At 71.3% G+C, this 21,425-nt stretch carries 25 protein-coding genes; 11 read left to right on the plus strand and 14 right to left on the minus strand.

Annotated elements, in window-relative coordinates:
- Positions 1 to 65: 65 nt before the first annotated feature.
- The 3 genes from ACTWPW_RS40185 to ACTWPW_RS40195 all read right to left on the minus strand — a co-directional run bounded on the left by ACTWPW_RS40185 (position 66) and on the right by ACTWPW_RS40195 (position 3,681).
- Positions 66 to 989, minus strand: coding sequence for a carbohydrate ABC transporter permease (locus tag ACTWPW_RS40185; protein ID WP_375116242.1), 924 nt, complete (start codon positions 987 to 989; stop codon positions 66 to 68).
- Positions 986 to 1,972, minus strand: a complete 987-nt coding sequence (locus ACTWPW_RS40190; RefSeq protein ID WP_443171753.1) for an ABC transporter permease — start codon at positions 1,970 to 1,972, stop codon at positions 986 to 988. The genes ACTWPW_RS40185 and ACTWPW_RS40190 overlap by 4 nt, the downstream gene beginning before the upstream one ends.
- Positions 1,973 to 2,040: 68 nt before the next feature.
- Positions 2,041 to 3,681, minus strand: coding sequence for an extracellular solute-binding protein (locus ACTWPW_RS40195; protein WP_443171754.1), 1,641 nt, complete (start codon positions 3,679 to 3,681; stop codon positions 2,041 to 2,043).
- 174 nt (positions 3,682 to 3,855) lie between these two features.
- On the opposite strand from ACTWPW_RS40195, the gene ACTWPW_RS40200 reads away from it, so the two are divergent.
- The 11 genes from ACTWPW_RS40200 to ACTWPW_RS40250 all read left to right on the plus strand — a co-directional run bounded on the left by ACTWPW_RS40200 (position 3,856) and on the right by ACTWPW_RS40250 (position 12,812).
- On the plus strand, positions 3,856 to 5,067 hold the full coding sequence (locus ACTWPW_RS40200) for an ROK family protein (RefSeq protein ID WP_375116245.1): 1,212 nt from the start codon (positions 3,856 to 3,858) through the stop codon (positions 5,065 to 5,067).
- Between the two features lie 98 nt (positions 5,068 to 5,165).
- The gene (locus ACTWPW_RS40205; RefSeq protein ID WP_443171755.1) at positions 5,166 to 7,949 is read left to right on the plus strand and encodes a glycoside hydrolase family 3 C-terminal domain-containing protein; all 2,784 of its coding nucleotides are present in this window, start codon (positions 5,166 to 5,168) and stop codon (positions 7,947 to 7,949) included.
- Complete coding sequence (locus tag ACTWPW_RS40210; protein WP_375116247.1) at positions 7,946 to 8,950, plus strand: LacI family DNA-binding transcriptional regulator; 1,005 nt, start codon at positions 7,946 to 7,948, stop codon at positions 8,948 to 8,950. The genes ACTWPW_RS40205 and ACTWPW_RS40210 overlap by 4 nt, the downstream gene beginning before the upstream one ends.
- Before the next feature lie 103 nt (positions 8,951 to 9,053).
- Positions 9,054 to 9,557, plus strand: coding sequence for a gas vesicle protein GvpJ (gene gvpJ / locus ACTWPW_RS40215; protein WP_443171756.1), 504 nt, complete (start codon positions 9,054 to 9,056; stop codon positions 9,555 to 9,557).
- Positions 9,558 to 9,562: 5 nt separating this feature from the next.
- Positions 9,563 to 10,366, plus strand: a complete 804-nt coding sequence (locus ACTWPW_RS40220) for a GvpL/GvpF family gas vesicle protein (RefSeq protein WP_375116248.1) — start codon at positions 9,563 to 9,565, stop codon at positions 10,364 to 10,366.
- Between the two features lie 23 nt (positions 10,367 to 10,389).
- On the plus strand, positions 10,390 to 10,605 hold the full coding sequence (locus tag ACTWPW_RS40225) for a gas vesicle protein GvpG (RefSeq protein ID WP_375116249.1): 216 nt from the start codon (positions 10,390 to 10,392) through the stop codon (positions 10,603 to 10,605).
- 4 nt (positions 10,606 to 10,609) lie between these two features.
- Positions 10,610 to 11,026, plus strand: coding sequence for a gas vesicle protein GvpO (gene gvpO, locus ACTWPW_RS40230; RefSeq protein ID WP_443171757.1), 417 nt, complete (start codon positions 10,610 to 10,612; stop codon positions 11,024 to 11,026).
- A 1-nt stretch (position 11,027) separates the two neighbouring features.
- On the plus strand, positions 11,028 to 11,420 hold the full coding sequence (locus ACTWPW_RS40235; protein ID WP_375116251.1) for a gas vesicle protein: 393 nt from the start codon (positions 11,028 to 11,030) through the stop codon (positions 11,418 to 11,420).
- On the plus strand, positions 11,413 to 12,330 hold the full coding sequence (locus tag ACTWPW_RS40240) for a GvpL/GvpF family gas vesicle protein (RefSeq protein WP_443171758.1): 918 nt from the start codon (positions 11,413 to 11,415) through the stop codon (positions 12,328 to 12,330). The genes ACTWPW_RS40235 and ACTWPW_RS40240 overlap by 8 nt, the downstream gene beginning before the upstream one ends.
- A complete protein-coding gene (locus ACTWPW_RS40245; RefSeq protein ID WP_375116253.1) occupies positions 12,327 to 12,521 on the plus strand; it encodes a gas vesicle protein in 195 nt (64 codons plus the stop codon). The genes ACTWPW_RS40240 and ACTWPW_RS40245 overlap by 4 nt, the downstream gene beginning before the upstream one ends.
- 6 nt (positions 12,522 to 12,527) lie before the next feature.
- Positions 12,528 to 12,812, plus strand: a complete 285-nt coding sequence (locus ACTWPW_RS40250; protein ID WP_375116254.1) for a gas vesicle protein K — start codon at positions 12,528 to 12,530, stop codon at positions 12,810 to 12,812.
- A gap of 3 nt (positions 12,813 to 12,815) precedes the next feature.
- Here the strand turns inward: ACTWPW_RS40250 and ACTWPW_RS40255 are convergent, their stop codons facing one another.
- From ACTWPW_RS40255 to ACTWPW_RS40305, 11 genes are all read right to left on the minus strand, one after another.
- On the minus strand, positions 12,816 to 13,388 hold the full coding sequence (locus tag ACTWPW_RS40255; RefSeq protein WP_443171759.1) for a DUF6506 family protein: 573 nt from the start codon (positions 13,386 to 13,388) through the stop codon (positions 12,816 to 12,818).
- 73 nt (positions 13,389 to 13,461) lie between these two features.
- Complete coding sequence (locus ACTWPW_RS40260) at positions 13,462 to 14,031, minus strand: putative glycolipid-binding domain-containing protein (RefSeq protein WP_375116256.1); 570 nt, start codon at positions 14,029 to 14,031, stop codon at positions 13,462 to 13,464.
- Positions 14,028 to 14,579, minus strand: coding sequence for an NUDIX hydrolase (locus ACTWPW_RS40265; protein ID WP_375116257.1), 552 nt, complete (start codon positions 14,577 to 14,579; stop codon positions 14,028 to 14,030). The genes ACTWPW_RS40260 and ACTWPW_RS40265 overlap by 4 nt, the downstream gene beginning before the upstream one ends.
- Positions 14,576 to 15,082 (minus strand): GNAT family N-acetyltransferase, encoded by a 507-nt coding sequence (locus ACTWPW_RS40270; RefSeq protein WP_443171760.1) that lies wholly within the window; start codon positions 15,080 to 15,082, stop codon positions 14,576 to 14,578. The genes ACTWPW_RS40265 and ACTWPW_RS40270 overlap by 4 nt, the downstream gene beginning before the upstream one ends.
- A 28-nt stretch (positions 15,083 to 15,110) precedes the next feature.
- Positions 15,111 to 15,497, minus strand: coding sequence for a histidine phosphatase family protein (locus ACTWPW_RS40275; RefSeq protein WP_375116259.1), 387 nt, complete (start codon positions 15,495 to 15,497; stop codon positions 15,111 to 15,113).
- 117 nt (positions 15,498 to 15,614) lie between these two features.
- Positions 15,615 to 16,481 (minus strand): hypothetical protein, encoded by an 867-nt coding sequence (locus ACTWPW_RS40280; RefSeq protein WP_443171761.1) that lies wholly within the window; start codon positions 16,479 to 16,481, stop codon positions 15,615 to 15,617.
- The gene (locus ACTWPW_RS40285) at positions 16,478 to 16,978 is read right to left on the minus strand and encodes a SigE family RNA polymerase sigma factor (RefSeq protein ID WP_375116261.1); all 501 of its coding nucleotides are present in this window, start codon (positions 16,976 to 16,978) and stop codon (positions 16,478 to 16,480) included. The genes ACTWPW_RS40280 and ACTWPW_RS40285 overlap by 4 nt, the downstream gene beginning before the upstream one ends.
- A 103-nt stretch (positions 16,979 to 17,081) precedes the next feature.
- Entirely contained in the window at positions 17,082 to 17,609 is a 528-nt protein-coding gene (locus tag ACTWPW_RS40290) for an AAA family ATPase (protein ID WP_375116262.1), read from the minus strand.
- Between the two features lie 26 nt (positions 17,610 to 17,635).
- Positions 17,636 to 18,022 carry a DUF5655 domain-containing protein gene (locus tag ACTWPW_RS40295; protein ID WP_443171762.1) on the minus strand — a complete coding sequence of 129 codons (387 nt, stop codon included), beginning with the start codon at positions 18,020 to 18,022 and terminating at the stop codon, positions 17,636 to 17,638.
- Positions 18,023 to 18,128: 106 nt separating this feature from the next.
- Positions 18,129 to 19,499 carry a hypothetical protein gene (locus tag ACTWPW_RS40300; protein WP_443171763.1) on the minus strand — a complete coding sequence of 457 codons (1,371 nt, stop codon included), beginning with the start codon at positions 19,497 to 19,499 and terminating at the stop codon, positions 18,129 to 18,131.
- A gap of 169 nt (positions 19,500 to 19,668) precedes the next feature.
- Entirely contained in the window at positions 19,669 to 21,417 is a 1,749-nt protein-coding gene (locus tag ACTWPW_RS40305; protein ID WP_443171764.1) for an ATP-binding protein, read from the minus strand.
- Positions 21,418 to 21,425 lie beyond the last annotated feature (8 nt).

The following is a 21,425-nucleotide window of genomic DNA, read 5'->3' on the forward strand; positions in this document are numbered from 1 at the left end:
CGGCGCGCCAGGCGGGCGGCCGGGAGTCGCGTGACGGGGGCTTCCCGGCGGGGCGCCCCCGCCGATCAGCCCTTGATCGCGCCGACGATCACGCCCTTGGTGAAGTGGCGCTGCACGAGCGGGTAGATGATCAGGGCGGGGATCACCGCGATCACCACGATGGCCATCTTGATCGCCAGGGTGGGCGGGGCGTCGCCCGTCACCCCGGCGGTGGCGGCGGGCAGCGGGTTGGAGTCCACCACGTACTGCCGCAGGATCAGCGCCAGCGGCCACTTGCGGGTGTCGTCGATGTAGAGCATCGCGTTGAACCACGCGTTCCAGTAGCCGACCGCGTAGAACATCGCCACGACCGCCGTGACCGCCTTCGACATGGGCAGCACGATCCGGAACAGGATCCGGAACTCCCCGGCCCCGTCGATGCGCGCGCTGTCCAGGACCTCGCCCGGGATGCTCATGAAGAACGAGCGCAGCACCACCACGTTGAACGCCGACACGGCCGTCGGCAGGATCAGCGACCAGTAGCTGTCCTTCAGCCCCAGCCCGCTCACCATCAGGTAGACGGGGATGATGCCGGGGAAGAACACGAACATCAGCAGCACGCTGAACAGCAGCGGCCGGTGCAGGAACGAGCCGGGCCGCGACAGCGAATAGGCCCCCAGCACGCTCACCCCGACGCTGAGCAGCGTGCCCACGACGGTCACACCGGTGCTGACCAGCACCGCCCGGCTGACGACGGTGTCGGAGAAGATCTGCCGGTACGCCTCGAACGTGATCTCGTCGGGCACCAGCACGAGCCCGCCCGCCCGGTTCACGGTGGCCGTGGAGCTCAGGCTGGTCAGGACGATCGTGTAGAGCGGGCCGAGCACGATCAGCACGATCAGGGTCACCAGCGTGCCCTTGCCGAGCCGGCCGACCGGCGAGGGCCGCTCCTCCCAGGGCGCCAGCCTGGCGGGCTTGCGGGGGCGGGGCCTGGTCGTCAGTGCGGTCATGACTTGGAATACACCCCTCGCTCGCCGAACGCGTGCGCCACCCGGTTGGCCGCCACGATGAGCAGCAGCCCCACCAGGCCCTTGAACAGCCCGGCCGCCGCTCCGTAGCCGAGATCGCCGGTACGCATGCCCGACCAGTACACGAACGTGTCGAACACCTCGGACGCCTCGCTGCCCACGGCGCTGCGCTGCAGCATGAACTGCTCGAACCCGACGTTCAGCGCGTCGCCGAGCCGCAGGATCAGCAGCAGGATGATCACCGGGCGCAGGCCGGGCAGCGTGATGTGCCACATGCGCCGCCACCGGCGGGCCCCGTCCACGGCCGCGGCCTCGTAGAGGTTCGGGTCGATGGTGCTGAGCGCGGCCAGGAAGATGATCGCGCCCCAGCCGGCGTCCTTCCAGATGGTCTGGGACGTGATGAGCAGGATGAACGTGTCGGAGTTCGTCATCCAGTCCACGGCCTCGCGGCCGTTCTCCCGCAGGATCTGCGCCAGCAGGCCCGCCCCGCCGAACATCTGCTGGAAGATGGCCACGACCAGCACCCAGGAGAAGAAGAACGGCATGTAGACCACGCCCTGCACGAACGCCCTCAGCTTGGCCGAGGCGATGCTGTTGAGCAGCAGCGCCAGCATGATCGGCACGGGGAAGTAGAAGATGAGCTGGAAGGCGGTGATCGACAGGGTGTTGCCGATCGCGCGCAGGAACTGCGGATCCTCGAAGAGCAGCGCGAAGTTCGTGAAGCCGATGATCGGGCTGCCGGCGATGCCGCCGGTGTACGGGTTGTAGTCCTGGAAGGCGATCACGTTGCCGAGCGCCGGGACCCACCAGAAGGCGAGCACCACCAGCAGCATCGGCAGGTTCATCACCACCAGCGGCCAGTCCCTGCGCAGCTTGGCCCGCCAGGTCAGGCCGGGCGGCGAGGCGACCGGGCCGCCGGAGGGCGCGCCGCTCCGGACGGGCCGCTTGGCGGTCACCGCACCCATGATCGGCCGTTCCCGGGCATGGAGACGTCCCCCGACGTCATCGTGTCCATGGAGTGCTCCTCACGGCCTCAGAGCCGGCCGTTCTCACGCGCGACCTTCATGTAGAACTCGCGCGCCTCGTTCCCGCCCTGGTCCTGCCACTCCTTGACGATCTTGGGCCACTCGGAGACGGGCCGCTTGCCCCGGACGATCTCCTGCACCTTGTCCTCGGTGGGCACGGTCAGCCCGGCCATCTTGGACGGCCGCTCCACGCGGATCCCCACGAACGGGTCGTTGTCCAGGATCGCCGCCGCCTTGGTCGACCAGTCCCACAGGCCCTGGACGAGGCCCTCGTACTGGCTCATCGAGTTGGCGTTCGGCCGGCCCGACAGGAACAGGTACGTGGGCGCGACCTCCTTGCGCCCGAGCGCGGTCTGCTTCACCTTGCCGCCCTCGACGGTGTAGTGCTTGCCCTCGACGCCGTTGGTGACGAGCTCGTACTCCTGGGTGCCGAACGGCCCGGAGGCCCAGTTGGACAGCGCGAGCAGCTCGCGGGTGCGGGCGTCGCCGAGGCCCTTCTTGATGAAGACGAACATGCTGGCGGGCTCGTTGCGCCACATGAGGAGCTTCCCGCCCGCCTGCGCCGGGTACGGGTCGACGATCATCTGGCGGAACTTCGGGTTGTCCGCCCCGAACCGGCCCATGTTCTCGTGCCAGGAGCCGAGGCCGTCCCGGTAGATGATCATCTGGCCGCTGCCGAAGATGCCCTTGTTGTCGGCGTCCTTGTTGGCCACGATGTCCGGGTGCACGTAGCCGGCCTCGAAGATCTTGGCCAGGAACTCGATGCTCGCGGCCCACTCGGCGGTCTCGTACTTGTACTCGAGGGTGCCGTCGCTCTTCTTGCGCCACTCGCGCGGCGCGCCGAAGGCCCGCTGGAGCTCCTGCTCCATGCCGCCGCCGAACGCCCAGCGCTTCTTCTTGGCGTCGGTGATCTCCTTGCCGAGCGTGAGCAGGTCCTGGGCGGTCTTGGGGTGCTCCAGGCCGAGCTCCTCCATGATGTCCTGGCGGACGAACGTGGCGAACGGGAACGGGTCGTTCTGCCAGGGGATGCCCTGCAGGACGCCGCCGAAGACGCCGTACTGCCAGGCGGCGGTGTCGTAGTTGGCCAGCAGCGGGAACTCCTTGGCCTTGTCCCCGGCCAGGTAGGGGGACAGGTCGGCGAAGAGCTTGTTGGCCGCCTCGGTGAAGTGGCCGATCTTGATGAGCTCCCACTCCGGGACCATGACTATCTCCGGCACGTCGCCGCTGGCCAGGACGGTGCTCAGCTTCTGCCCGTAGGTGTTGCCGTCCGAGATGTTGAAGCGGACCGTACCGCCGAGGCGCTTGTTCACCGTGTCGTAGTAGGAGTTGCTGCCCAGGCCCGGCGGCACCGTCCCCCACAGCGGCGTCATCGCGGTCACTTCCTTGCCGCTGGTGAGCGGCTTGGCGGTGACCGCCTGCACCATCTGCGCGGGACGCGACAGGAAGCCGGGCTGGACGAACTCGCTGCCGGGCAGGTCGGGCTTGAGCCCGGGAATCTCGAACGGGACCCTGGTGGGCACCAGGCTCTTGAGCTTGTCGGCCGCCACGGCCGTGCCCCTGGACACTTCCTTCTTCTCGGCGCAGCCCGCTACGAGCACGCTCGCGCCGACCAGGCCGAGGAACCCGCGGCGGTTCGTGGAGATCGCCATGGCTCGCTCCCTTTCTCCGAGTGGGGATGGCCTCTTAGTATTAGTTGGTATTACGACCAAACAAATTAGTAGACTGTGTCAGCAGCCACAAGGGATCGCGACGGTCACAGGTTGGTGAAGGGAGCCCGCGATGCGGCATGCTGGGGTCATCTCTTGGCGGGAACGGGGCTGATATTGATCACTTCTACGACCGGCCCTCAGCCGGCCGACTTCGCCGACGTACGGGCCACCAACCTCGCGGTCGTCCTGCGGTTCGTGCGCGAGCACGCACCGTGCTCGCGCGCTGACATCGCCGCCTCCACCGGGCTGAACAAGGCGACCGTCAGCAGCCTGGTCGCCGACCTCATCGACCGCCGGCTCGTCCGCGAGACCGGGCTGACGGAAAACCGCGTCGGCAGGCCGGCCACGATGCTCGTCCTCGACGGCTCGCCGTATGCCGCCATCGGGGTCGAGATCAACGTCGACACCGTCTCGGCCGTGGCCACCGACCTGGCGGGGGAGCGGCTGCTGACGTGGCGGCGCTCGTTCTCGGGGGGCGAGTCCGTCAACCAGGGCGTGGCCGGCGTCGGGGCGATCATCAGGCGCGTGGTCAGCCGGATGGCCAAGGAGGAGCGCCAGGTGCTCGGCCTGGCCGTGGCCGTGCCGGGGCTGGTCGACGTGCAGGGCACCGTACGCATCGCGCCCAACCTCGGCTGGCACGACGCCGACCTCGGGGGCGACCTGGCCAAGGCGCTGCGCGATCCCGGCTTCCCCATCCAGGTCGACAACGACGCCAACCTCGCGGCCCTGGCCGAGCAGCGCTTCGGCGCGCACGCGGGCGCCTCCGACCTGGTCTACCTCACCGGCGAGATCGGCGTCGGCGCCGGCGTCATCCTCGACGGGCGGCTGCGCCGGGGCGGGCGCGGCTACAGCGGCGAGATCGGCCACGTCCAGCTCGACCCCGAAGGCCCCGCCTGCCACTGCGGCCGGCGCGGCTGCCTGGAGGCCATGGCCGGCATCGGTGCCGTGCTGCGCAGAGACCTGTCCCCGGCGGAGATCCAGGTCGAGATCGAGGAGGTCGTACGCCTGGCCAGCGCGGCCGACCCGGCGACCCTGGCCACGCTCGAATCCGTGGGCAGGAGCCTGGGCCAGGGCGTGTCGATCCTGGCGAACCTGCTCAACCCCGAAGTGGTGATCCTCGGCGGCTACTACGTCCCGCTGGCGCCGTGGCTGCTGCCCGCCGTCCACGGGGAGCTGGGCCACCGCGTGATCGCCGCCGAAGCCGGGGGATGCCAGGTCGTGGCCTCGACCCTGGGGCACGACGCGGCCGCGCTGGGGGGCGCGGCGAGGGTGCTCGACTCCGTCGATTCGGGAAGATTGCCGGGAGGATTGTCGCGAATCCCTTGACCTTGGTCACGGGGGCGTGCACCCTTCAGTCAACCCATCGAAACGTCCGCGTAACTTCCCCAGGCCGGTCGTCGAAGCGCTTCGACACTCTCAGAGGGATGACCATGCACGTACCCCCCTTCCGCGACCCGGAGGTCCCGCTTCGCGACCGGATCGACGACCTGCTGCACCGGCTCACCCTCGACGAGAAGGTGGGCCTGCTGCACCAGTACCAGGCCCCGGTCGAGCGGCTCGGGCTCGGCGCGTTCCGCACGGGCACCGAGGCGCTGCACGGCCTGGCCTGGCTGGGTCCGGCCACCGTCTTCCCGCAGGCCATCGGCCTGGCCTCGACCTGGGACCGCGACCTCCTGCGCAGGGTCGGCGAGGCCACCAGCGACGAGGTGCTGGCCTTCCACCACAAGGACCCCGCCGGGGCGGGCCTCAACGTGTGGGCGCCGGTGGTCAACCCGCTGCGCGATCCCAGGTGGGGGCGGAACGAGGAGGGGTACTCCGAGGATCCGTGGCTGACCTCGGTGATGGCCACGGCCTATGCGCTTGGGCTTCGTGGGAGCGCTCCCGGAATGCTCAAGACCGCCCCGACGCTGAAGCACTTCCTGGCCTACAACAACGAGACCGAGCGGTGCACGACCTCCAGCAACCTGCCGCCACGGGTGCTGCACGAGTACGAGCTGCCGGCCTTCAGGGGGCCGATCGAGGCCGGCGCGGCGGTGGCCGTGATGCCGTCGTACAACCTGGTCAACGGGCGTCCCGCGCACCTCAGCCCGCTGATCGGGCAGGCGTTGCGGGCGTGGGCGCCGGACGACCTGCTGGTTGTCAGCGACGCGTACGCGCCGGGCAACCTCACCGCGCTCCAGGGCTACCACGACACGCTGCCCGAGGCGTACGCGCACGCGGTCAAGGCCGGGCTCGACAGCTTCACCCAGGACGACGACCGCTCGGAGGCCACCCTCGGGCACCTGCGTGACGCCCTGGCCCAGGGGCTGCTGAGCGAGGAGGACGTCGACTCGGCCGTGCGGCACGCGCTGTCGATCCGGTTCCGGCTGGGCGAGTTCGACCCGGCGACGCCGTACGACGACATCAACGACAACGTGGTCAACTGCCCCGAGCACCAGGCGCTGGCCAGGGAGGCGGCGCGGCGCTCGTTCGTGCTGCTGGAGAACGACGGCCTGCTGCCGCTCCGCGACGTGCGGAGGGTCGCCGTGATCGGGCAGCTCGGCGACGCGCTCATGGAGGACTGGTACAGCGGCACCCTGCCCTACGCCGTCACCGCCCGGGCCGGGCTGGCCGAGCGGTGCGAGACCGTGTTCTGCGAGGCCGTGGACCGGGTCACGCTGACCGCGGAGGCGGGACCGGTCACCGCCGATCCGGCGGGCGGGCCGCTGCGCGCGGGCGCCGCCGAGCCGGGCCTGTTCGACCTGTTCGACTGGGGCGGCGGCGCGTACGCGCTGCGCTCGGTGACGACCGGCCGGTTCGTCTCGGTGGACCCGGCCGTGGACGGCGGGGCGCTGGTCAACGACCAGCCGGGGCCGAACGGGTGGGAGGTGCGCCAGACGTTCCGCACGGAGGAGCGCCCGCGCGGCACGCTCGCCCTGCGCCACATCTCGACCGGCTGCTACGTCGGCGCGGGCGAGGACGGCGTGCTGCGCCTGGTGGACGACGCCGACCAGGCCGCGTGGCTGGCCATGGAGGTGGTCGGCAGCGGCACCGACGCGGCCGCCCGCGTGGCCGCCGGCGCCGACGTGGCGATCGTGGTGGTCGGCGACCACCCCCTGGTGAACGGCCGCGAGACCGAGGACCGCATGACCCTGGCCCTCGCCCCCGGACAGGACGCCGTGGTCCGCGCCGTGCGCAAGGCGAACCCGCGTACCGTCATGGTCATCAGCAGCGGCTACCCGCTCACCTGGACCGAGGGCGAGCTGCCCGCGGTGCTCTGGTCGGCGCACGGCGGCCAGGAGTACGGCCACGCGCTGGCCGAGGTGCTGTTCGGCGACGCCGACCCCGAGGGCCGCCTCACCCAGACGTGGTACCGCTCCGAGCAGGAGCTGCCCGACCTGCTCGACTACGACATCATCGCCTCCGACGCCACCTACCAGTATTTCCGCGGCGTCCCCCTGCACCCCTTCGGCCACGGCCTGAGCTACACCACGTTCGAATACGGGGACCTGCGCGTGCGGATCGCCGACGGCGTCCTGGCGGCCCGGGCCACGGTCACGAACACGGGATCCCGCCCCGGCGTCGAGGTCGTCCAGTTCTACACCCACCAGCAGCGCTCGCGCGTCAAGCAGCCGCTGCGCCGCCTGCGCGGGTTCGAGAAGGTACGCCTGGAGCCCGGTGAGAGCCGGGCCGTGGAGCTGCGCCTGCCGGTGTTGGAGCTGGCCTTCTGGGACGTCACCAGGAGCAGGTTCGTCGTGGAGAGCGCGCCGCACCAGCTCATGGTCGGACGCAGCGCCACCGACCTGCGGTTGAGCGCCCGCTTCGAGGTCGAGGGCGAGACCGTCCCGCCCCGGTCGGGCACGCTGCGCGCGGCGGACCACGACGAGTACGACGCGATCACGTTCGTGGACGAGACCAGGGTGGACGGCGACGCCGTGCGGTCCGACGTGGAGGGCGCCTGGATCCTGTTCCGGCAGGTGGACCTGACCGGCGCCGCGACCTGCGTGGCGGAGGCGGGCAGCACGGAAGGCGGCATGATCACCATCCGCCGCGGCGACCCCCTCTACGGCCAGGCGCTGGCCGCGTTCCCGGTGCCCAGGACCGACCGGTACGGCTATCACTCCGTCACGGCCTCGCTCTCGGGCGCCGAGGGGGTGCACGATCTCTATGTGGTATTCGAGAACGAGGGCGTGACGCTGGCCCGGATCGACTTCGGAGCAGGGGCTTGAGCGGGCGTACGGTCACGATCGCCCAGGTCGCCAAGCACGCGGGTGTGGCCGTGAGCACGGTCTCGTACGTGCTCAGCGGCAAGCGGACGATCTCGGCCGACACCAGGCGGCGGGTGCTCGACAGCATCAGCGCGCTCGGTTACCACCCCAACGCCGGCGCCCGCGCGCTGGCCAGCAAGCGCTCCAACGTGATCGCGCTGGTGCTGCCGCTGCGGGCGGGCATGCACGTGCCCGTGCTGATGCGCTTCGCCAGCGCCGTCGTCACGGCCGCCCGCCGGTTCGACCACGACGTGCTGCTGCTGACCGCCGACGAGGGCACCGCGGGCATCCGGCGGGTGGCCGCGAGCGCGCTGGTGGACGCGCTGGTGCTCATGGACGTGGAGCTGGACGACCGCCGGGTGCCGCTGCTGCGGGAGCTGCCCGAGCCGAGCGTCCTCATCGGCTTTCCCGCCGAGCCGGCCGGGCTGACGTGCGTGGACCTCGACTTCGCCGCGGCGGGGGCGCGCTGCGTGGAGCACCTGGCCGAGCGCGGGCACGAGGAGATCGCGCTGCTCGGGGCGCCGTCGGTGGTGTACGACCGGGGCACCGGCTTCGCCACCCGCACCCGCGAGGGCTTCGTGGCGGCGCTGGACGACCACGGGCTCAAGGGCGTCGCGCTGCCGTGCGAGGAGACGTTCGACGAGGTGTACGAGACCGTCCGCGACCTCCTCCTCGACCGGCCGGGCCTGTCCGGGCTGGTCGTGCACAACGAGGCCGCGGTGAGCCACGTGCTGGCCGCGCTGCGCCAGCTCGACCGGCGGGTGCCGCACGACGTGGCCGTGGTGGCGATCTGCCCCGACGACGTGGCCGAACGGGCGAGCCCGCCGCTCACCTCCGTGCTGATCCCGGCCGAGGAGGTGGGCCGGGAGGCGGTCCGCCTCGTCATGGACAAGCTGGAGGGGCGTACGGTCCCCGACTCCACCCTCCTCACGCCTCTCCTGGCCATCCGCGCCAGCAGCTGAGGCAAACACCTCCGCACCCCAAGTTTGCGGAAGGTAATCATCGGCGAACTCCGCGTGTGTCAAATCTGCCGGGTTTTTAGCTGTATGTGGTTCCCTGTCGTATTTGCTGGGCAGGCTGGCGAAGGCGAAGGGGGAACACATGAGTACGTCTGTGCAACCGGCGGCAGCCGGTCAGGTCGGCGGGCGGGGCCCGACCGGTCTTGCCGACGTCATTGACACGATCCTCGACCGAGGTCTCGTGATCGACGCCTACGTCAGGGTGTCACTCGTCGGCATCGAGATCCTGACCATCGACGCGCGCGTCGTCGTGGCCAGTGTCGACACCTACCTGCGCTTCGCGGAGGCCGCGAACAGGCTGGACATGACCCAGAGCGAGAAGGGACTGCCCGAGGTCATCGAGCGGGCGAAGGGCGTGCCGAGCCAGGACAAGACCAAGGAAGTGGTCCAGGGCGTGGTGGAGGCGGCGGGCGACACACTCCGAGAGCTCACCGAGCCAAAACGCGACCCCGCGGCCGCGGCGGCCGAGCCAGAGGCGGAGGTCACCGTGGAGCGGGAACCCAAGGCTGCCCCCCGTAGGAAACCGCGGCCGAAGCGAGAGGAAGAGTAAGCACAATGGGACGTTCTACGAAGGTCTCCGGAGCCTCCGTGCCCAAGCAGGCCACCCGCCGCAGCCAGAACATCGGCACGTACGTCTACGGGATCGTGCTCGCCAACGCCAAGGTGGCGTCGGACGAGCGCGGCCTGGGCGACCCGGCGGGCAAGGTCAAGCTCGTCAAACACGGCGACATCGCGGCCCTCGTCAGCGACGTCAACGTCGAGGAGCCCCTGGGCCGGCCGGGAGACTTCTTCGCGCACGAAGGATTGCTGGACGCCATGGCGGCCAAGGGCCCGGTGCTCCCGTTCCGGTTCGGGGCGGTGCTGGCCAGTGCCGACGCCGTCGTGGAAGAGCTGCTCGCGCCGCACGAGGACGACTTCCTCGCCGCGCTGGACGAGCTCAAGGGACAGGCCGAGTACGTCATCAAGGGCCGCTACGTCGAGCAGGCCCTGCTCACCGAGATCCTCGCCGAGAGCCCGGAGGCGGCCGGCCTGCGCGAGGCCATCCGCGGCAGGTCGGAGGACGCGACCAGGAACGAGCGGATCCGGCTCGGCGAGATCATCACGGCCTCGATCGAGGCCAAGCGCGACCTGGACACCCGCCTGCTCCTCGACGCCCTGACCGGCCACTACGTCCAGGGGGTCATCCGGGAGCCCACGCACGAGCAGGACGCCGTGCACGTGGCGCTGCTCGCGAAGTCCAGCGACCAGAAGGCGCTGGAGAAGGCCGTGCGGGACTTCGGGGAGCGCTGGGAGGGCCGCGTGACCATGCGGCTGCTGGGGCCCATGGCGCCGTACGACTTCGTCACCGCGCAGGCGTAGGGGGGGCGCGACTCGTGGGTCTGGTGAGCACCATCTTCACGTGGCCGCTGGCGCCGGTTCGCGGGTTGGTCCGGCTCGCCGAGCTGATCCAGGAACAGGCCGACCGGGAGCTGCACAACCCGGCCGCCGTACGCAGGAAGCTGGAGGAGATCGAGGCGGCCAGGGAGGCCGGGGAGATCACCGAGGAGGAGGAGCGCCGGGCCGTCGAGCAGGTCCTGCAGGGAGCGATGCGGAGATGAACCGATGACCATCAGGCGGCCGACCGCCGAGAAGACGACGACCACCAGGCGGCCGACCGCCGGGAAGCCGAGAACGCAGACGCCGCGACCGGCTCCGCCGAAGCCGGAGCCGGAGCCGGAGCCGGAGGCGAGGGCAGAGCCGAAGCCGAAGCCGCAGCTGACCGCGGTGACGGCCGGCGGGGTCGGCATGCGCCACATCGAGGACCTGACCACGAAGCAGGCCGAGGGCATCACCTCGGTGCAACGCACGGAAGGCGGCTGGCTGATCAACGTCGAGGTCGTCGAGGACCGCCGCATCCCGTCATCGGGGGACATGCTCGCGGTCTACCAGGCCGAGATCGACGGGGAGGGCAGCTTGCTGTCATATCGGAGGATCCGCAGATACCGGCGGTCCAACGCCGACTACGGTGAGGCGGTCTGAGATGGACAGAGTTTCACAGTCGGGTCCTGTGGTCCGTCCGACGTACGGCTCGGGGCCGGGGAGCCGCGAGCCGGCCAACCTCGGCGACATCCTGGAGCGCGTGCTCGACCGGGGTGTGGTGATCGCCGGAGACATCCGGGTGAACCTGCTGGACATCGAGCTGCTGACGATCAAGCTGCGGCTGCTGATCGCCTCCGTGGACACCGCCAGGGAGCTCGGCATCGACTGGTGGGAGCACGACCCGTGGCTGTCGGGACGCGACCGCGAGCTGGTGGAGGAGAACCGCCGCCTGCGCCGCCGCCTGTCGGCCGTCGAGGGATACGACGCCGAGGGGCACGGGGTGCAGGGGCACGGGGTCGCCGGGCACGCGGTCGAGGGGAGGGCCGGTGGCTGAGGAGGGCCAGGGCACGTACCTCTACGCGGTGGCCCGCGACTCGTACTCCGAGTGCCCGCCCGGTGTGGCGGGCGCCTCCGTACGCGCGCTCAGCCGCAACGGGCTCGTCGCCTACGTGAGCACGGTGCCGCTCGACCAGTTCGGGGAGGAGCCGCTGCGGCGGTCCCTGGAGGACCTGGACTGGCTGGCGGAGACGGCGCGCGCCCACCACCGGGTCGTCGACGCCGTCGCGGCGGCCACGACGACGGCGCCGGTGCGGCTCGTCACGGTGTACGAGGACGACGGCCAGGTGGGCGACCTGCTGGACCGGCGCGGGGACGACTTCCTGGAGCTGCTCGACCAGGTCACCGGCCGCAGGGAATGGGGCGTCAAGGCCTACGCCGTCCCGGCCGCCGACTCCCGCACCCCGGACCCCACCGCCGACGCCGGCCACGCCGGCCGCCAGGCGACGGGCGACGGGCACGCCGGTCGTGAGGGGACGGGCGACGGGCATGCCGGACGTCCGGGGCCGGGCGAGGGACATGCCGGACGTCTGGGGACGGGTGAGGGACATGCCGGACGTCCGGGACCGGGCGACGGGCAGGCGGGGCGGCCGGGGACGGCGTACCTGCAGCGGCGGCGCGCCAGCCTGCGCGGCCGGGAGCAGGCGCGCCGGCAGGCGCTGCGCCGCGCCGACCACATCCACCAGGCCCTGTGCGCCCTCGCCGCCGCCGGTTGCCGCCACCGCACCCAGGACCCGCGCCTGTCCGGCCGCGACGACGTGATGTTGCTGAACGGCGCCTACCTGGTGGACGAGGCCCGCGACGCCGAGTTCGCCGAACTGGCGGGCACCCTGGGCGGCGACGGCGTGGAGATCCGCATGACCGGCCCCTGGGCGCCCTACTCGTTCACGGTCCTGGAGGCGACGTGAGGCGGGACGTGCTGGTCGACGACCGGCTGCCGCCCGAGCGCGTGGCCCTCGTGGACCTGCTGGACCGGCTGCTGGCCGGGGGCGTCGTGCTGACCGGCGACCTGGTGCTGTCCATCGCCGACATCGACCTGGTGCACATCTCGCTGCGCACCCTGATCGTGTCGGTGGACGAACTCGAAGGGAGCTCGTGAGCCGCCATGGAGACGCCCCGCTGGCGCATCGCCGCGGACTCGGACACGGTCGAGCGCGACCTGACCCGCCTCGTCCTCACCCTCGTCGAGCTGGTACGCCAGCTCGTGGAGCGCCAGTGCGTACGCCGCATGGACCAGGGCAACCTGACCGACGAGCAGATCGAGGTGCTCGGCGTCACCCTGATGCGCCTGGAGGAGGCGATGGGCGACCTCTGCGCGCGCTTCGACCTCACCCCGGAGGACCTCAACCTCGACCTCGGCCCGCTGGGCACTCTCCTGCCGACGAACTGACCGTCAGCGCCCGTAGCCGCTCACGCCCACGGGCACGCTCGCGTCCACGGCCACGATGACGGGCGCGGCCGACCCGGGCCCTGCCGCGCCGTACAGCTCGATGAGCTGCAGCTCGCCGGCCATCTTCGCGGCCACGGCGGCCGCGGCCGCCTCGTCGGGCACCGCCACGAAGGTGGTCCTGCCGCCCGCCTCCCTCTCGTGCACGACCCGGTCCACCTCGGGATCGGCGTCCTCGTGCACGATGACGAACGCCTCGGACAGCGCCTCCCCGGCCTCGAACCGCGCCTTGTACGCGGCCACGTTCGTCAGCGACTCGAACCCGTAGTAGATCGCGCCGACCGTCGCCTTCCCGGCCGCGACCCGGCGGGCCTCGGCGTGCCAGACCGCGCCGAACCCGCCGCACAGCTCGACCTGGTCGGCCCCCTCGCCCACCAGCCCCGCCACCAGGTCCACCATCTGGGCGGGCTCGGCGACGGCGCGTACCCGGGTGCGTCCCCGGCCGTTCTCGACCACCATCACGTCGGCCTGCGGATCCGCCCCGGCCTCCTCGTAAATGATCACTCTGTCGTGTGCCATGACCTCACTCCTTGATTACCTGTGTCCTGGGACCCAGGTTGCTACCTCAACCAAGGTCGAGGTCAAGGGCTTCTCACCTCTCGCGTACCGCCAGGCCGGGATAGTCGAGGACCAGCCCCGACGCGTCGAAGACCAGCCGGCACGTGACGCCGAAGACCGGCGCCGCGTAGTCGTAGCACCGGCGCCCGCCCTCATCGGGCACGCGTGCGTAGTGCTGGTCGAGCCGCTCGATCCCGAGGTCGAGCGCCCGGACGAAGGCCGCCGGCGCGGCCGATCCGGCCCCTTCCGCCAGGCCGAGCCGGTGCACGGGGAACGTGTTCGTCATCGCCGACGACTCCAGGTCGATGTCCAGGCAGCCGTCCAGGTGCGGCGCCGGCGCGCCGTCCACCCGCCAGCGGCCCGCGCCGTCGGCCTCCACGAGCGTGCGGCGGGTCCGGGAGGCCGTGCGGCCGGTGATCCGGGCGCGGCGGGTGGCCCAGGTGGCGTCCACGTCGATGACGTAGTCCACGATCCAGGCCAGCCCGTCCTCGACCGCCGTCGTGCAGCCCTCGATCCGCCGCCCGTGGAAGCGCACGACCTCGAAGCCGGTGCGCGCGTCGAGATGCCGCCAGGCCGCGGTCTCGGGCAGGGGTGCGAACGTCACGTACCGATCCTGCCACGCCCCGCACGGCGAGCCCGGCTGCCCGGGAGGTGCCACGGCAGGACGACCGGCGCGGCCGGAAGCTCCCCGGCGGCGAGCCGCGCCACCAGCGGCCCGAGCCCGTTCGGCACCACGGGCTCGTCGCCGTCGGCCAGCCGGTCCAGCTCGGCGGGGGTCCACCAGTGGAAACGGTCGGTCGCCGCCCGCTCCTCCTCGTCCATGCCGGAGGTGTCCACCTCCAGCCCGTTCACCCGCAGCAGGAAGTAGGAGTCGCGGGAGTGGAACCGCTGCCCGGCCACCGACCAGCCGCCCTCGCTGGTCGCCACCACCGGCCCGAGCGCCTCGGGGTCCACCACGTGCCCGAGCTCCTCCCGCAGCTCCCTCGCCGCGGCCTGCCGCGCGCTCTCCCCGGGATCGAGACCCCCTCCCGGCGTGAACCACGCGTACGGCGGATCCTCCACCTGCAGCAGCCGGCCCCGGTAGAGCAGGATCCGGTCGGCGGGGTCGAGCAGCAGCACGCGTGCCGTCGCCCGCGCGATCACTTCGCTCATTCGGTCATCTCCACGGTGATGGCCCAGCGCTCGTGGTCCCGCCAGGCGCCGTCGATGTACTGGAAGTTGGGCGAGTAGCCCTCGCGGTGGAAACCGACGCGCTTGATCAGGCTCAGGGAGGCGGTGTTCGACGGCTGGATGTTGGCCTCCAGGCGGTGCAGCTCCATCTCGCCGAACGCGTGCCGGACGAGTAGCCCGAGGCCCTCGGTCATGTACCCGCGGCCGGTCGTGGAGGCGTAGGCGGAGTAGCCGATGGTCGCGCTCTGGTGGGTTCCCCGGATGATGTTGTTGACGTTGACCCGCCCGACGATCTCGCCGGTGTCGCTCCGGCAGATGAGGAACCCCTCGTGGAGGGGGCCGTCGAACCTGGTCAGGTAGCTCTCGAAGTCCTCGAACGTGACGATGGGCGGGCCGGGCATCCATCGGGCGAGCATCTTCGCGCTCTCCGTGTGCAGGGCCGACAGCTCCTCGAAGTCCTGCAGGCAGACGTAACGGATGGCCACTCGTGGCCCTTGGGCAAGATAGAGCACATCAGACATTCTGCGGCCAGGCGTCGCAGTGCCACGCTCGCCCGTCCCACGCGACAGGAAACGGCACGGCATGCGGCAACGGCGCCCCCCACACCCGCCCAGCCGGCCCGTCGCGCCCGCACAGCTCGGTGAGCCCGATGGTCAGGCTCCCGACATGCCCCACGACGGCCACCGTCCCACCCGGATGGGCCGCGACGATCGAGGTCAGGGCGGCGACGACGCGGGCGGTGACGGCATGCCCGTCCTCGCCGTCGCCCACCGCCTCGCCCAGCTCCCCGTCCACGACCCACGAGCGCAGGACCTCGGCCGTACGCTTGCGCACCGCCGCGTCCATCGCGCCCTCGAACCGCCCGAGCCCGATCTCCACCAGCTCCGGAACCAGCACCACGCCCCTGCAACGCGCCCGCGATGATCTCCGCGGGACGAGCGTGATCACCCATGCCCGGAACCCTACGAGACAGGCGCCCCCGCCGAAACGTCACCGCCCCGCAGGATCCGCAGGGGCCTACCGGGTGCCATCCGGCACGGGATCCGAGCCCTCCGAGCTTCCACCGCTCGGTGTGGGGTCGGCTCCGGCGGGACCATCGTCGGGAGCTGCGGCTGCGCGGTCGTAGATCCCGACGGCCCACCTGCCCGGCCGTTCACCCACCTGGGCCGACAGCCGTTCGAGCACTCCGGCACGCCTCAGCGCGACAAGAGCGGCCCGCTCATCGCACTCTTCCCGCGACTTCACGAACGACGGGCACGTGATGTCGGCCGCCTGCGCCATCTCCAGAACACGGGCATCCGCCGGAAACACCCACACCTGCAGGGACTGCGGCCGCTCCAGCCAGCCGTCGGGCGTCGAGCGCTCGTCGTGATGCCCGGCCGGCGAACTCCCGCAGCGTGCGGCCCCACCCCCCATTTCGCCGCCCTTGAGCCGCTGCTTCGTGACCACCCACGCCCGAGGGTCGTCGCAGACCACCTTGTATCCAGTGAAGTGGCTGGTCGGAGTGTAGGTCACCGTCCGGGCGGCGCCCATGGTGCCGAACCGCTCGGAGTGGATGAGGGAGAGGTCGAACTTCGTGGCCCCCAGCACCACCTTGAACTCCTCGGGGATCCTCAGCTCGGGCTCGACCTGGGCGGAGTCCGCAGAACGCTGGGCGACCATCGCCTGGTCCGCCGCCCGCGGTCCGACCAGCAGGGTGTTCGCCAGCCCGGCGGCGGAGACGGCGAGGGCCAGCGCCGCCCCGGCCGTCACCGCCCGCCGCGTACGACGTATGCGGCGCCCCCGCCGTACGATCGCGTCGAGGTCGGCGGCCGGTTCGCCGCCGGCACGTTCCCGGCTCCGCTCGTCCAGAAGTCGTCCCAGCCCGCTCTCGGTGTGCCTCATCGCTGGACCCCCTCCAAGTTCATGGTCTGAATGTCCGGATCGACCCGCAGACGGGTGAGCGCCCGGCTGAGCTGGCTCTTCACCGCCCCGATCGAGCAACCGACGATGTCGGCGATCTGGGCGAGCGTCCGCCCCTCGAAGTAGTGCAGGACGATCACCGCCCGCTGGCGCGGTGACAGCGCCCCGATCGCGCCCCAGAGCGCGGCCTGGTCGTCCACCACGGTGGCGGGATCGCGCGGATCGGCCGTCTCGGGCAGGCTCTCGGTCGGCACCTCCCCGCGCCACCGCCTGCGCCACCACGACGCGTGGGTGTTCACGATGATGCGATAGACGTAGCGATCGGGATCACCCTCGATCCGCTGCCACGCCACCCAGGCCTTGGCCAGCGCGGTCTGCACCAGATCCTCGGCCGCGCCCCAGTCCCGGGTAAGGAGGTAGGCCATCCGGCACAGCCGTAAGTGCCGATGCGCCACGTACTCCGCGAACCCGTCGTTCATCCAGCATCTCCGTCTCGTCGCTTCCAGCGATGACTACCGCCTGGCAAGCCCGTCCGGTTTACAGCCGGACCCGACGAAATCAACGGAGAACCTGGAGACGGCCTCAGCCCTCGGCCGGTCGCCGCCGCCCGAGCCGATCGATCTCCACGAGAAGGCCATCGAGGCACTCCTCCGGTGACCGCCCGGCCGTGTCGACGGTGACGTGCTCCCGGTCCCACGGCTCGTACTCGCGCTCGACGACCTCCTGCCAGTCAGGCAACCGCAGATCGGGAATGTCCACCGAACGCGACGCCACCCGCTCCCGATGCTCCTCCGGATCGGAGCAGACCACCTCCACCTCCGCGACCGCCACCCCGGCCCGCGCCCCCACGTCCCGCCACGCATCACGCGTGATCCGCAGGGGGTTCACCGATTCCGCGATCACGGTGAACCCTTGGCGCAGATGATCCTCGGCCAGCGCATGGCCGACGACGTAGCCGACGGGCCCGAGCGGCTGACGGGCCAGGCCGGAGCGGACGATCGCCTGCTCGATGGTGTCGACCCGGACGTGAACCGCCCCCAGCCGCCCGGCCAGGAGCCGGGCCAGCGTCGTCTTCCCCGTGGCAGGCAGGCCGCCGATGACGATGAGCATGCCTCTTGTCGTGCCGCCCACACGGGTCACCGGAGCGGCGGCCCGGACAGATGCGCCCCCTGGCCCACCTGGTAAGCCTCCGCCAGCCACCCGGCGAACTCGTCGTCCAGGTCATCGAGCGAGCTCACCCGCCAGTGGAGCACGTAGAGGCGCTTCGTGTACGGGGAAGAACTGACGATCCGCCGATCCGTGAACGTACGCCGCAGGTCCATGTATCCCCTGAGCTCCCCGTCCTTCGGGACCGCGCCGGCGAACCCGCGACGCTCGCCCTTCAGGACGATCGCCGACTTGGTCACCGAGTAGGTGAACGGCCCGCAGCCCTCGGCCAGCTCGATGAAGCGCTGATAGAGGGAGACGACCCCGGCGGGCCTGCCGCTCAGATGGCGCTCCACAGTCCATTCGTCGCTGTCCATTGCGCGATGGTAACGAGCCGCACCCGGTTGGGCCAGGTGGCCGGGGACGAACAGCAAGAAGCCCCGGACCGTGATCACCTCACGATCCGGGGCTTCCAAGGGCCTGTTACCAGTCGCCGCCGCCGAAGTCTCCGCCGCCGAAGTCGCCGCCGCCGCCGAAGTCGCCCCAGCCGCCGCCGCCGCCGTCGCCGCCGCCGAAGTCACCGCCTCCGACGTCACCGCCGCCGCCGTCCGCGTAGCCGTAGCCGCCGTAACCGAAGCCGCCGCTGAGCATGCTGCCCATCATGGTGCCGATGAACATGCCGGTCATGACGTCACCGAAGCCGCCGTAGTAGCCGTACGCGTACGGCTGGTACGCCGGGCCGGCGTCGTAGTAGGGCCGGCGCTGGCCGTCGACCATGACCTCGCGCATCTGCGGGTCGAAGCCGCGCTCCACGGCCTCGGCGTCCATCTTGCAGGCGGGCACGTCGCGCACCGCGCCACCGGGCGGGGCCCAGCGGACGTCGCGGAGGGACGGGCCGTGCTGCGGGTTGAAGAAGCAGGGCGCGCGCCGCTCGGGCACCGGGTCGTCGTTGACCTTGGCCTTCACCACGGCTAGCGCGTAGCGGCCGTCCTCGAGGGTCTGGGTGACCTCGCGGACCTGGTCGGGCCGCTGCACGGTGGCGAGCTGCGTCTTGGCCTTCTCGTAGGAGTCGAGTGCCGTCTGCCACTCGTCGATGTGCTTGCCGCTCTCGCCGGACAGCGACACGTCGGTGTCGAGGGCGGTGATCTCCTCGCCCAGCTTGGTGACGTCCTCGTCCACGGTCTGCTTGACCGCGGCCAGGTCCTTGGCCTCCTGGATGGCCCGCTTCTTCTTCTTGTTGCTGGAGTAGAGGAAGTAGCCGCCACCGCCGACCACGACCAGGGCGCCCAGGGCGATCAGCGCGGCCGTGCCGCCGGCACCCGGGTTGGCCTGGCTGCCGGAGTCGAGAGCCGAACGGTCACCCCGCGCGGCCATGTCCACACGGTTGGCGAAGTCCTTCATGCCGGCGACGAGGTCGCCGGAGTTGGCGGTCACCGCGCGGTTGGCCAGCTCGCCCGCCAGGCCCGCCGTGCGAAGGGCGCTCGAGCCCGCGAAGAGCGTCGTGCCGTCGATGACGGCGATCGTCGCCCGGTTGCGGCCCGCGGCCGTCAGCTCCGTGCTGAGCTGGGACATGTAGGGCTCAATGCTGGAGTTGTCCACCGTGCCATCCGGGAGCGCCACGGCGTAGATCTTGGTGTCCGCGCCCTTCAGCGCGTCATTGATCTCACTCTGCTGATCCGACGACAGAGCGGAGCCGGACACCGCGTAGAGCGGAGCGCTCTTCCAGTTGGACACCACTGACTTCGCGTCAGGGGGAGCCGCCGCGTTGGCGGCAGGGGACAGCGCAAGAACGACGATCAGACCGGCGATCAGAGCCGCGATCGCGGCCCCTGCTCGGCGCAGCGAATGGGTCATTGGCAGCAAGCCTCCTTCGCCCTTCAGGACGAACGGGCGGTCGGCAAAGTTCCTCACTCCGCACGCTACCCGTCCGGGGACTCGCAGGTGCACATCGTGGACGAAGAGCGGGCACTGGTTCTACGCGGGTCCGGTCGATCGGCGGTCAAGAGTTCTTTACGAGAACCGCTCAGGCGTCCTTGATCTCGCAGATCGTTGCGCCGGATGTCACCGTCTGCCCGATCGCCGCCGCCAGCCCGGTGATCGTGCCGGACTTGTGGGCGGCCAGCGGCTGCTCCATCTTCATGGCCTCCAGCACCACCACCGTGTCGCCCTCGCTCACCGCGTCCCCGTCGGCGGCCACGACCTTGACGATCGTGCCCTGCATCGGGCTGACGAGCGCGTCCCCGCCGGCCGCGGACTTCCTGGCCCCGCCGGCCCCGCGCCGGGGAGCCTTGTTCGCGACGGGCGTAGCGGCGGACGTGCCCAGCCCCGCGGGCAGGACGACCTCCAGCCGCTTGCCCCCGACCTCCACCGTGACCGTCTCCCGGGCGGCGGCGGGCTCGTCGGCGGCCACCTCCCCCTCGTACGGCGGCACCGGGTTGTCCCACTCCGTCTCGATCCACCGCGTGTGCACGGAGAACGGCTCCGACGTGAACGCCGGATCCGCGACCACCGCCCGGTGGAACGGCAGCACGGTGGGCATCCCGCCGATCTCGAACTCCGCCAGCGCCCGCCGCGACCGCTCCAGCGCCTCCCGGCGCGTGCGCCCGGTCACGATCAGCTTGGCCACCAGCGAGTCGAACGTCCCCGGCACCGTCATCCCGGCCTCGTAGCCGGCGTCGAGCCGCACCCCCGGCCCCGAGGGCGGGCGCATCGTGGTCAGCGTGCCGGGGGCGGGCAGGAAGTCGCGCCCGGCGTCCTCGGCGTTGATCCGGAACTCGATCGAGTGCCCGCGCAGCACCGGGTCGCCGTAGCCGAGCGGCTCGCCGTCGGCGATCCGGAACATCTCGCGTACGAGGTCGATCCCCGAGACCTCCTCGCTGACCGGGTGCTCGACCTGCAGTCGGGTGTTGACCTCCAGGAAGGACACCGTCCCGTCCTGCCCGACGAGGAACTCGCACGTCCCGGCCCCGACGTAGCCGGCCTCCTTGAGGATGGCCTTGGAACTGGCGTAGAGGATCTCGACCTGCTCGCCGGTCAGGAACGGCGCCGGCGCCTCCTCCACCAGCTTCTGGTGGCGGCGCTGGAGCGAGCAGTCGCGGGTGCTCACCACGACCACGTTGCCGTCGCGGTCGGCCAGGCACTGCGTCTCGACGTGGCGGGGCCGGTCGAGGTAGCGCTCGACGAAGCACTCGCCGCGCCCGAACGCGGCGACCGCCTCGCGTACGGCCGACTCGTACAGCTCGGCGACCTCCTCCAGCCTGCGCGCCACCTTGATGCCGCGCCCGCCCCCGCCGTACGCGGCCTTGATCGCGATCGGCAGCCCGTGCTCCTCCGCGAACGCCACCACCTCGGAGACCCCGCTCACCGGGTCCTTGGTGCCCGCGACCAGCGGCGCGCCGACCTTCTGCGCGATGTGCCTGGCCCGCACCTTGTCGCCGAGTGCGGCGATCGCGGCCGGCGGCGGGCCGATCCAGACCAGGCCGGCGTCGATGACGGCCTCGGCGAAGGAGGCGTTCTCGGCCAGGAAGCCGTAGCCGGGGTGCACGGCGTCGGCGCCGGAGCGGCGCGCGACGTCGAGGAGCTTGGCGATGTCGAGGTAGGTCTCGGCGGGGGACCGGCCGCCCAGCGCGTACGCCTCGTCGGCGACCCTGGCGTGCAGGGCGTCGAGGTCCTGGTCGGCGTAGACCGCGACGCTGCCGATCCCGGCGTCCCCGCACGCGCGGGCCACGCGCACGGCGATCTCGCCCCGGTTGGCGATCAGAACCTTCCGCACCGGCCTTC

Source organism: Nonomuraea sp. KM90 (assembly GCF_052246675.1).
GTDB lineage: Bacteria > Actinomycetota > Actinomycetes > Streptosporangiales > Streptosporangiaceae > Nonomuraea.

What these genes read in the sequence shown, in the direction of transcription:
- ACTWPW_RS40220 (WP_375116248.1), top strand. Translation starts at nt 9,563, where the DNA reads ATGGGACGTTCTACGAAGGTCTCCGGAGCCTCCGTGCCCAAGCAGGCC.
- ACTWPW_RS40300 (WP_443171763.1), bottom strand. Translation starts at nt 19,499, where the DNA reads ATGACCCATTCGCTGCGCCGAGCAGGGGCCGCGATCGCGGCTCTGATC.
- ACTWPW_RS40205 (WP_443171755.1), top strand. Translation starts at nt 5,166, where the DNA reads ATGACCATGCACGTACCCCCCTTCCGCGACCCGGAGGTCCCGCTTCGC.
- ACTWPW_RS40195 (WP_443171754.1), bottom strand. Translation starts at nt 3,681, where the DNA reads ATGGCGATCTCCACGAACCGCCGCGGGTTCCTCGGCCTGGTCGGCGCG.
- ACTWPW_RS40295 (WP_443171762.1), bottom strand. Translation starts at nt 18,022, where the DNA reads ATGGACAGCGACGAATGGACTGTGGAGCGCCATCTGAGCGGCAGGCCC.
- ACTWPW_RS40235 (WP_375116251.1), top strand. Translation starts at nt 11,028, where the DNA reads ATGGACAGAGTTTCACAGTCGGGTCCTGTGGTCCGTCCGACGTACGGC.
- ACTWPW_RS40190 (WP_443171753.1), bottom strand. Translation starts at nt 1,972, where the DNA reads ATGGGTGCGGTGACCGCCAAGCGGCCCGTCCGGAGCGGCGCGCCCTCC.
- ACTWPW_RS40255 (WP_443171759.1), bottom strand. Translation starts at nt 13,388, where the DNA reads ATGGCACACGACAGAGTGATCATTTACGAGGAGGCCGGGGCGGATCCG.
- ACTWPW_RS40285 (WP_375116261.1), bottom strand. Translation starts at nt 16,978, where the DNA reads ATGAACGACGGGTTCGCGGAGTACGTGGCGCATCGGCACTTACGGCTG.
- ACTWPW_RS40265 (WP_375116257.1), bottom strand. Translation starts at nt 14,579, where the DNA reads ATGAGCGAAGTGATCGCGCGGGCGACGGCACGCGTGCTGCTGCTCGAC.
- ACTWPW_RS40280 (WP_443171761.1), bottom strand. Translation starts at nt 16,481, where the DNA reads ATGAGGCACACCGAGAGCGGGCTGGGACGACTTCTGGACGAGCGGAGC.
- gvpO (WP_443171757.1), top strand. Translation starts at nt 10,610, where the DNA reads ATGACCATCAGGCGGCCGACCGCCGAGAAGACGACGACCACCAGGCGG.
- ACTWPW_RS40250 (WP_375116254.1), top strand. Translation starts at nt 12,528, where the DNA reads ATGGAGACGCCCCGCTGGCGCATCGCCGCGGACTCGGACACGGTCGAG.
- ACTWPW_RS40185 (WP_375116242.1), bottom strand. Translation starts at nt 989, where the DNA reads ATGACCGCACTGACGACCAGGCCCCGCCCCCGCAAGCCCGCCAGGCTG.
- ACTWPW_RS40290 (WP_375116262.1), bottom strand. Translation starts at nt 17,609, where the DNA reads ATGCTCATCGTCATCGGCGGCCTGCCTGCCACGGGGAAGACGACGCTG.